Source organism: Rhodococcus sp. 2H158, assembly GCF_053764755.1.
Map to the genome: position 1 here is coordinate 79612 of NZ_JBSNCE010000026.1, position 9420 is coordinate 89031.

8 protein-coding genes and 1 pseudogene are annotated in these 9420 nt (G+C 66.5%); all 9 read left to right on the forward strand.

Annotation, left to right across the window (positions count from 1 at the left end):
• The first annotated feature begins 419 nt into the window (after positions 1 to 419).
• Positions 420 to 1514: a phosphotransferase family protein gene (locus ACWPOB_RS22810; protein WP_455402216.1), complete on the forward strand. Its 1095-nt coding sequence runs from the start codon at positions 420 to 422 to the stop codon at positions 1512 to 1514.
• A 109-nt stretch (positions 1515 to 1623) separates the two neighbouring features.
• Positions 1624 to 2874: an acyl-CoA dehydrogenase family protein gene (locus ACWPOB_RS22815; protein WP_455402217.1), complete on the forward strand. Its 1251-nt coding sequence runs from the start codon at positions 1624 to 1626 to the stop codon at positions 2872 to 2874.
• A gap of 217 nt (positions 2875 to 3091) precedes the next feature.
• The gene (locus ACWPOB_RS22820; protein WP_455402218.1) at positions 3092 to 3544 is read left to right on the forward strand and encodes a Zn-ribbon domain-containing OB-fold protein; all 453 of its coding nucleotides are present in this window, start codon (positions 3092 to 3094) and stop codon (positions 3542 to 3544) included.
• Positions 3541 to 4692, forward strand: coding sequence for a thiolase family protein (locus ACWPOB_RS22825; RefSeq protein WP_455402219.1), 1152 nt, complete (start codon positions 3541 to 3543; stop codon positions 4690 to 4692). Before ACWPOB_RS22820 ends, ACWPOB_RS22825 begins: the two co-directional genes overlap by 4 nt.
• A 21-nt stretch (positions 4693 to 4713) precedes the next feature.
• On the forward strand, positions 4714 to 6015 hold the full coding sequence (locus ACWPOB_RS22830) for an acyl-CoA dehydrogenase family protein (RefSeq protein ID WP_455402220.1): 1302 nt from the start codon (positions 4714 to 4716) through the stop codon (positions 6013 to 6015).
• A 136-nt stretch (positions 6016 to 6151) separates the two neighbouring features.
• Positions 6152 to 6352 (forward strand): hypothetical protein, encoded by a 201-nt coding sequence (locus ACWPOB_RS22835; protein ID WP_455402221.1) that lies wholly within the window; start codon positions 6152 to 6154, stop codon positions 6350 to 6352.
• A gap of 10 nt (positions 6353 to 6362) precedes the next feature.
• A complete protein-coding gene (locus ACWPOB_RS22840; protein ID WP_455402222.1) occupies positions 6363 to 7880 on the forward strand; it encodes a class I adenylate-forming enzyme family protein in 1518 nt (505 codons plus the stop codon).
• Positions 7877 to 8980 (forward strand): acyl-CoA dehydrogenase family protein, encoded by a 1104-nt coding sequence (locus ACWPOB_RS22845; protein WP_455402223.1) that lies wholly within the window; start codon positions 7877 to 7879, stop codon positions 8978 to 8980. Before ACWPOB_RS22840 ends, ACWPOB_RS22845 begins: the two co-directional genes overlap by 4 nt.
• Before the next feature lie 79 nt (positions 8981 to 9059).
• Positions 9060 to 9420: pseudogene (locus ACWPOB_RS22850) on the forward strand (NAD(P)(+) transhydrogenase (Re/Si-specific) subunit alpha); the annotation flags it as partial.

Consider the following 9420-nt stretch of genomic DNA (forward strand, 5'->3'; position numbering starts at 1 on the left):
GTGACTCGGCTCGGTGGCGTCGCCGCGCCCTGTTCTTCGGCCGCGTCGAGACGGCCGGGACGGGGTATTCCCGGGTGTGACGGTCGGGCACATCGGATTCGTGACCGTGCGCGTTGGGTACATCGGTGTCCGGGCCGGTTCGGCTTCGGTCGGCCTTGCCATCCCGCTGTACAACGCGGCCGGATCGGGTCTTTACCTCATGAGCAATTACCGATACGGTGGTGGATAGGGCGGTAGCACCGCCGTGTACAAGTTCACGAATTCGCCGACCGACGGATCCGGGAGGGTTCGGAGTCGACTTCGTCGAGACCTCGTGCGGGATTCGACAGACGGCCGACGACCCTGCGTCCTCCTTTGCCATTGCAGTCACGTCGGTATGGCGCAACGCAGGATGCTGCCCTGGTATGGGAGGGAACTCAGTGAGGTCCACCGAAGACACCGAACCCCAGTCGGAGCTCGCACCGGTTCGACCCGGCGAGGATCTGGACTGGGACCGACTCGAAAGATATCTGCGCGCAAATATTCCCGGGCTGAACGGCGAGTTCTCAGTGCTGCAGTTCCCTCGGGGATCCGCGAACCTGACGTATCGCGTGATGTTCGGCGACATGCCCCTCGTCGTGCGCCGGCCACCGTTCGGGACGCTGGCGCCCGGAGCGCACGACATGGCTCGGGAGTTCAAGGTGCTGTCGCGGTTGCACGCCGGATACCCGCGAGCGCCCCGCGCCCTGTTGCACTGCGCGGACGCCGATGTCATCGGAGCGGAGTTCTTCGTCAACGAGTACCGCGAGGGCATCGTGGTCTGGGACGCGGTGCCGGACTCGATGCGCCGTTTCGCCGATGCGGGTGAGCGGATCGGATTCGCGGTGATCGATGCGTTGGCCGATCTGCACGAATTGGATCCGGACTCGGTCGGTTTGGGTGACCTGGGTCGTCCCGACGGATACCTGGATCGCCAGCTCGCCGGATGGCAGAAGCGATGGGCGGCGGTCGAGGCGCAGGTCGACGACGAAGAGACGGTGAAGCTGGTGCGGGAGGTTGCAGCGCGCCTCGTGACGGGCAAACCGGCGAGCCAGCGCAGCGGCATTGTGCACAACGACTACAAGGCGGACAACTGCCAGTTCGCTCCCGAGAATCCCGATCGAGTGACGTCCGTGTTCGATTGGGACATGGCCACCGTCGGCGACACCCTCGTGGACCTGGGAACCCTGTTGAACTACTGGCCCGATTCCACCGTCGATCCGTCGTCCGACGCCGCGTTCATCGCGGTACCGGGGATGTACGCGCTCGGGCTGCCGGGTCGGCAGGCCGTGGTGGAACGATACGCGCGGAGCAGCACACTCGATCTCGGGGATATCGCGTGGTACGAGGCTTTCGGCTGCTGGAAGACCGTCGTGATCCTGCAACAGCTCTATGCCCGGTACGTCCGGGGCGAGACGACGGACCCGCGAATGGGCGAGCGCGGCGCCGCGGTGGCACCACTGGCCCGTCGCGCTCTGGGGCTCCTCACGCCGTGATCTTCGCTTCGGCAGCCGGGGCGAATAGAGGCGTTATCGACATTTCAACACGAGCCTCGGGCTCGAAGGACGTTCAACACGAGCCCTGGGCTCGAAGGAGGTGGTTCGGGTGCGCACTCCGAACTTGGAGGAGTTTCGCGATCAGGCTCGGGCCTGGCTCGCCGAATCGGGCCTGCCGCGGGCCGGCGCGGACGACGGTGTTCCTGTCTGGGGCAGCGGTTCGGACGATGTCTCCGTGTTCCACAACCTGTCGTTCGAGGCGGAGAAGGCGCTCCTCGACCGGTTGCGGGAATCGCAGCGAACGAAGTACGAGGCCGGATACGGGGCTCTGACGTGGCCCGAGGAGTTCGGTGGTCGTGGACTGTCGCCGGAGTTCGAGGACGCGTTCGCCGCGGAGGAACGGGCTTTCGACAGCGGCGGAGCTCACGAGTTGCTTTCGGTCACTCTCCATCTGATCGCGCCGACCATTCGGCTGCTCGGCACGGACGAGCAGAAGCAGCGCTTCATCCGCTCGTTCCTGAGCGGGCGCGAGCTCGCGTGTCAGCTCTTCTCCGAGCCAGGGGCGGGATCGGATCTGGCGTCGCTGGGGACCCGCGCCGTGCGGGACGGTGACGATTGGGTGATCAGCGGGCAGAAGGTGTGGACTTCCGGGGCGCAGTTCTCGCAGTGGGGTGAGCTCATCGCTCGCACCGATCCGGACGTCCCCAAACATCAGGGCATGACCGCCTTCCTCGTCCCCATGGATTCGCCCGGCATCGAGATCCGGCCGCTGCGTCAGATGTCGGGTGGGACCAGCTTCAACGAGGTGTTTCTCGACGAAGTACGGATTCCGGACAGCCTGCGCCTCGGTGAGGTCGGGGCCGGTTGGAAGGTGGCATTGACCACCCTCGGTTTCGAGCGCGGGGCCAGTTCGTCCTCGGCCGGCGTGGGCGGCAGTTGTCTGCAGACCTTGGGATTGGCCGCGTTCACCGGGGCCGACCGGGACCCCGTGCTGCGGCAGCAACTCGCGGACGTGGTCATCGCGCACAAGCTCGGAGAGATCGCCCACGCTCGCGACGAGCAGGCCAGGAAGCTGGGGCATCCTCTCGGCGCGGTGGGGTCCGTTCGAAAGATGCAATGGGTGCACCGGATGCTGGGGATCTCCGACTTCGTCGCTGCGGCGCTCGGTCCCCGGCTCGTTGTCGACTCCGGGGAATGGGGCACGTTCGCGTGGAGCCAGCACGTGCTCGGCGTGCCGGGCTACCGCATCGCGGGCGGATCCGACGAGATCCAGCGCAACATCATCGCCGAACGCATGCTCGGCCTGCCGGCAGAGCCGCGCTCGGACCGCACGACGCCGTGGCGGGACTGCCGCCGCTGACAGGGCAGGTCGGGAGCCGCTCGCCGGTCCCGCGAAGATCCGACATCTCCTTGCCTTTTTTCCTCATGATGAATACAGTGTCCGTAAGTGGATGCGAGCCGCATCACATCCCAGCGACGCTGGGCGAGCGTGGCCGGGTCGGCTGGTCCCGCCGTCGCGGCCCGTACCGCCCATCCGCTATTGCGTCGCACGCATATTCGTACAGAAAGGACCGGACGTGAAGCCGTATCGATTGATCGACCGGACGCTGTTCACGACTGACATCGACACCGGCTCCGGCGACGGACCGGCGCTGTGCGGGAGTCGCTGCGCGGACTGCGCGACGGTGACCTTCCCCTTCCACGATGCGTGCCCCCGTTGCAGTCGCACCAACACACAACCCCACGAACTACCGCGCGAAGGAACACTGTGGGCGTTCACCGTGCAGGGGTTCGAACCCAAGTCGCCGTACCGCTCCGATGGCGGACCGTTCACACCCTACGGAGTCGGATACATCGACCTGGGGGAGGTACTCGTCGAATCCGTCCTCACCGAGAACGACCCACAGAGGTTGAACAACGGGAACCGTTACGGGCTTCGTCTGATCCCTGCCTTCACCGACCCTGACGGAACGACGGTGCTCACCTACGCCTTCGCACCCCTCGACTCGGAAGGCGAGGACATCCGATGAACCCGAAGGACGTCGCCATCGTCGGAATCGGCATCCACCCGTTCGGTCGCACCCCTGGTGTGAGCGGGCGGGCACAGGGCGCCTATGCCGTTCGGCGGGCTCTCGCCGATGCCGGTGTGGAGTGGAAGGACATGCAATTTGCCTACGGCGGAAGTTATTCCGCCGGTGACGCGGACACGTTGGTGTCCGAGCTCGGCATGACCGGTCTTCCGTTCATCAACGTCTCGAACGGATGCGGTACGGGCGGCTCCGCGCTCACGTCCGCCCGTCACGCCATCCTCTCCGGTGCGTACGACGTCGGCATGGTGGTCGGCTTCGACAAGCATTCCCCCGGTGCGTTCAACGAGGACCCGGAGAACTTGGGGCTCGGTGCGTGGTACGGCGAGACCGGCATGATGGTCACGACGCAGTTCTTCGCCATGAAGATCCAGCGCTACATGGGTGGGCACGGCATCGAACACGCCACGCTCGCCGAGGTGGCCGCGAAGGCGTTCCGCAACGGTTCACGCAATCCGAACGCGTGGCGCCGCAAGCCGTTGTCGGTCGAGGAGATCGCCACCGCGCCCATGATCAGCTACCCCCTCACGCAGTACATGTTCTGTTCGCCGGGAGAGGGGGCGGTGGCGCTCGTTCTGGCCCGGGCAGATCGCGCGAAGCAGTACACCTCGACGCCGATCTACCTGCGATCCTGCGAATTCAGGTCGCGTCGGTTCGGCTCGTTCGAGGTGTACAGCCCCTGGACGTCGCCGGCTGTCGCGGACGGTCCCTCGGTCGAAGCAGCCGCGGCTGCGTTCGAAGCCGCAGGCATCGAACCGAGCGAGATCGATCTGGCGCAGATCCAGGACACCGAATCCGGCGCCGAGATCATGCACATGGCCGAGACCGGGCTGTGCGAGCACGGCGAACAGGGCGCCCTGATCAAGACCGGCGCCACCGAGATCGACGGACGGCTGCCGATCAACACCGACGGTGGTGTGCTCGCGAACGGTGAACCGATCGGCGCGACCGGGCTGCGCCAGGTCTACGAGAACGTCCTGCAGTTGCGTGGCGACGCCGGCGACCGACAGGTTCCGGGCTCACCCCGCACGGCCTTCACCCACGTCTACGGCGCCCCGGGCATCAGTGCCTGCACCGTCCTCACCCGCTGAGTTTGGAGAAGAGATATGGCTATGAGCTGGGGATTCGAACCCGACGACGAGTACCGTAAAGACCTCGAATGGGTCGAGGAGTTCGTCACCGAGGAAATCGAGCCGGTCGATCGCGTCGTCGACCATGCCTGGAACGTCAATGATCCCGTCCGCAACTCCATGATCAAACCGCTGCAGCAGCAGGTACGTGAACACAAGCTGTGGGCCTGCCACCTCGGCCCCGAACTCGGCGGCCCCGGATACGGCCAGCTCAAGCTCGCACTGCTCAACGAGAAGCTCGGCCGCACGCACAGCGGTCCGGTCGTCTTCGGTTGCCACGCACCGGATTCGGGTAACGCCGAGATCCTGGCGCACTACGGCAACGACGAACTCAAGAAGCGCTACCTCGAGCCGCTGATCGAAAACAACATCGTCTCCGCCTATTCGATGACCGAGCCGCAAGGGGGCTCGGACCCGACCGCGTTCACCACCCGCGCCGAGCTGGTGGGTGACGAGTGGGTGATCAACGGGGAGAAGTGGTTCTCCTCGCACGCCAACTTCGCGTCGTTCCTGATCGTCATGGCGGTCACCGATCCCGACGCGGACCGGCACCATCGCGCGTCGATGTTCGTCGTTCCGTCGGATACGCCGGGAATCGAGATCATCCGCAACGTCGGTGTGTCGGGGCACGAGAACCTCGGTGGTACGCACGCCTACATCCGTTACACCGATGTGCGGATCCCGAAGGACCACCTGCTCGGGGAGCGGGGCCAGGGCTTCGCCGTGGCACAGACCCGACTCGGCGGCGGCCGGATCCACCATGCGATGCGCACCGTCGGACTCGTCCAGCAGTCGCTCGACATGATGCTCGAGCGTGCCGTGTCACGGCAGAGCCGCGGCGGCACCCTGGCCGATCACCAGCTCGTTCAGGAAATGATCGCCGACTCGTGGATCCAGCTCCAGCAGTTCCGGCTGCTGGTTCTGCAGACGGCATGGAAGATCGACAAGTACAACGACTACCGCAAGGTCGTCATCGACATCTCCGCCGTCAAGGCCGCGATGCCGAAGGTGCTACTCGACGTCGCCGGTCGTGCCATCCAGATCCACGGATCCCTCGGCATCTCCACGGAGATGCCATTCGGCAGCTGGGTGATGGAGAGCTTCCACATGGCTCTCGCAGATGGTGCCACCGAACTCCACAAGATCCAGGTCGCCAAGCAGTTGTTGCGCGGCGTGGAACCCGCGCCCGGGCTCTTCCCGACCGGCCACCTCCCCGCCCGACGGGAGCAGGCGCTGGCGAAGTTCCGGGAGCTGTTCGTGGACGAAGAACTCGCCCTGAACTGAACGTCGACCATTGCTCCAGCACCGAGAAGGAAATGACATGAAGCCGGGAACCAAACTCCGCAGCACCGTATGCGATACGTCCGTTGTCGTCGTACGTCCGGCGGGCGAAGTGGTCGTCGAATGCGGCGGACAGCCGATGATCGATACCGCAGCCCCCGCCGAAGGCGGCGGTCAGCCCGCCGCCGGGCTGACCGACGGCACGCAGGTCGGAAAGCGATACGAGGACCAGGACACCGGACTCGAGGTCCTGTGCGTCAAGGCCGGCGTGGGAACGCTCACCGTCGACGGCCGTCCGCTCACGCTCAAGTCCTCGAAGCCGCTGCCGTCGTCGGACTGAGGAGAAACCGATGAATCTCACCATGCTCCTCGAGATGGCGGCGGACACCGCACCCGATCGGATCGCCGTCGGATCCCGCGACGGGGGGCTGACCTACCGCCAGTTGCTCGACCGAGCACGCACTCTGGCTGCGCAGTTGACTGCATCGGATCACGAGCATGTCGCGCTGCTGGACCTCAACACCCCCGCCGTTCCGGTCCTGCTCTTCGGGGCGGCCGCCGCCGGGCTTCCGATCGCACCGCTGAACTATCGGCTCACCGACGCTCAGCTCGACGAGGCGGTCGGCCGGCTCGCGCCTGCGACGGTCGTGGTGGGAGCGGACGCGGCCGGTCGACTCACCGCGCGTGAGGACGTGCTGATCCGTCGCACCGACGACGTCACTCGCGCCGCGTCGTCATCCGTCGCCGATCCGGACCTGCCCTTCGTGGATCCGGACGCCCCCGCGGTCCTGCTGTTCACCAGCGGTACCACGGGCACACCGAAGGCCGCGGTTCTGCGGCACCGGCACCTGACCAACTACATCGTCGGCACCGTCGAGTTCTTCAACGCCGACGAGGACGAAGCCATCCTGGTTTCGGTTCCCAACTACCACATCGCGGGTGTCAGTTCGATCCTCAGCTCGGTCTATGCGGGTCGCCGCATGGTTCAGCTGCCGTCGTTCTCGCCCGAGCCGTGGGTGGAACTTGCTGCCGCAGAGAGCATTACCCAGGCAATGGTGGTTCCGACCATGCTCGGACGGATCCTCGATGTTCTGGAAGCGACCGGCACCCGGCTGCCGGCGCTGCGGGCGCTGTCCTACGGCGGGGGCCGGATGCCGCAGCAGACGGTCGAGCGCGCCATGGAGCTGCTGCCCGATGTCGACTTCGTCAACGCATACGGACTCACCGAGACGAGTTCGACGATCGCGGTGCTGGGCCCGGAGGATCATCGTGCCGCCCTCGCAAGCGTCGATCCCGACGTCCGGGCACGGCTCGGCTCGGTCGGCCGGCCTCTGCACTCGGTGGAGGTCGAGATTCGGGATCACACCGGCGCTCCGGTCCCCGCCGGGGAATACGGGGAGGTGTTCGTCCGCGGAGAGCAGGTCGCCGGTGAGTACACCTCGCACAGCGCACTCGATGCCGACGGATGGTATCCCACACGGGATCGCGGACGTCTCGACTCCGAGGGGTATCTGTTCCTCGACGGTCGCGCCGACGACGTGATTGTCCGCGGTGGCGAGAACATCTCGCCCGGTGAAATCGAGGACGTCCTCACCGAGCATCCCGCGATCGCCGAAGCCGCGGTAGTCGGCGTCGCGGACCCCGAGTGGGGCGAGCGAGTCGAGGCCGTCGTCGTCGCCGTGCCCGGAGCGGTCGTGTCGGAATCCGCGTTGCAGGACTGGGTGCGCGCCCGGCTGCGCTCGACACGGGTGCCGGCGCACATCCATGAATGGACGGAACTGCCGTTCAACGAGACCGGAAAGCTGCTGCGGCGGGCGCTGCGGGACGAGCTGAACGCGCGGGCCCGGCTGGGAGAGGGAACCCGATGATTCTTCGAGAGGACGAGGATCTCGCTGCCCTCCGCGAGGTGGTCCGGGACTTCCTCGACGAAGGCGAAGTCACGGCCGCGCCCGAGGGGCAACCGAGGTGGGATCCGGCGCGCTGGTCCCGCGCGTGCAAGGAACTGGGCCTCGCCGGTGTCGCAGAACCCGAAGACCTGGGCGGCGCGGGCATCGGCGTCGCAGGTTTGGCGATCGTGCTCGAGGAAGCGGGAAGGGTCCTCTCGCCCCTGCCGATCCTCAGTTCGGTCGTGCTTGCCCAGGGTCTCCTCGCGCGGGCCGGCGACGAGAAGACGCGAACGGAGCTGCTCCCGGCGTTGCTCGACGGCTCACGGACGGCGACGGTTGCGCTCGGTGCATTCCGCAACGACGGCACCGTGCCCGAAGACCTCAAGGCAGTCGCGCAGACCGACGGCACCTGGACGATCACGGGACACACCTCGTTCGTCCTGGACGGGGCGACGGCCGGGTGGGTGTTCGTTCGTGCCCGCACCCCCGACGGTGGGCGGTTGTTCGTCGTCGACACCGACGATTCCCGTATCCGGCGCACCGTTCAGGATTCCATGGATCTCACCCGGTCCTTCGCGCGACTCGACTTCGACGGGGTGACGGCGCGTCCCGTCGGGGAGCCCGGCATCGCGGACGCAGTGCTTACCGATCTGCAGAACCTCCTGACGGTCGCAGTGGCGTGCGAACAACTGGGCGGGGCGGAGGAAGCCCTGCGCATGGTGGTGGACTACGTGAAGGTCCGCGTGCAGTTCGGCCGCGAGATCGGCTCGTTCCAGGCGATCAAGCATCGCTGCGCAGATCTGGCAATCGTTGCCGACGATGCTCGCTCGGCAGTCGTTCATGCAGTGTGGGCACTGCACGAAGGGTCCGATCAGGTGGGGGTGGCCGCGCCGATGGCCGCGGTCGTGTGTACCCGTGCCTTCCAGGACTGCGCCCGCGAGAATATCCAGCTGCACGGTGGCATCGGATTCACGTGGGAACACCCGGCTCATCTCTACTTCCGCCGAGCCACGAGCGACGCAGCCCTGTTCGGTGATGTCGACCGCCATCGCGAGAACGTCCTGTCGGCGGCAGGTATCTGACGGGCGGACGCAGGTCACATGCACTCTGACACAGCACCACCTCGTAAGCGATGTGTTCTTACCTCACGAAAGTCGAACCATGGACGTATCAATTGATTCCCGTTCTCCGTCAGCACCGCCTCCCACCGTCGGCGTCGTTCGGGAAACCAACGACGGCGAGCGGCGGGTCGCGCTGGTGCCGATGATCGTCCCGTCGTTGCTCGAGAAGGGGCTCGACGTGGTCGTCGAGTCCGGGGCCGGGCTCGGTGCGCTGATCCCGGACGAGGCCTACGTCGAGGCCGGTGCGCGGATCGGGGATGCGTGGTCGGCGGATGTGGTGCTCAAGGTGGCGCCGCCGTCGGATGCCGAGGTCGCCCGGATGCGGTCGGGGCAGGCGCTGATCGGGTTCCTCGCGCCGCGCAACGCCGAGAACCAGATCCCGGCGCTGGCCGCCGCCGGGG

Coding starts and splice junctions, on each gene's coding strand:
- ACWPOB_RS22835 (WP_455402221.1), top strand. CDS start 6,152: ATGATCGATACCGCAGCCCCCGCCGAAGGCGGCGGTCAGCCCGCCGCC.
- ACWPOB_RS22825 (WP_455402219.1), top strand. CDS start 3,541: ATGAACCCGAAGGACGTCGCCATCGTCGGAATCGGCATCCACCCGTTC.
- ACWPOB_RS22845 (WP_455402223.1), top strand. CDS start 7,877: ATGATTCTTCGAGAGGACGAGGATCTCGCTGCCCTCCGCGAGGTGGTC.
- ACWPOB_RS22840 (WP_455402222.1), top strand. CDS start 6,363: ATGAATCTCACCATGCTCCTCGAGATGGCGGCGGACACCGCACCCGAT.
- ACWPOB_RS22830 (WP_455402220.1), top strand. CDS start 4,714: ATGAGCTGGGGATTCGAACCCGACGACGAGTACCGTAAAGACCTCGAA.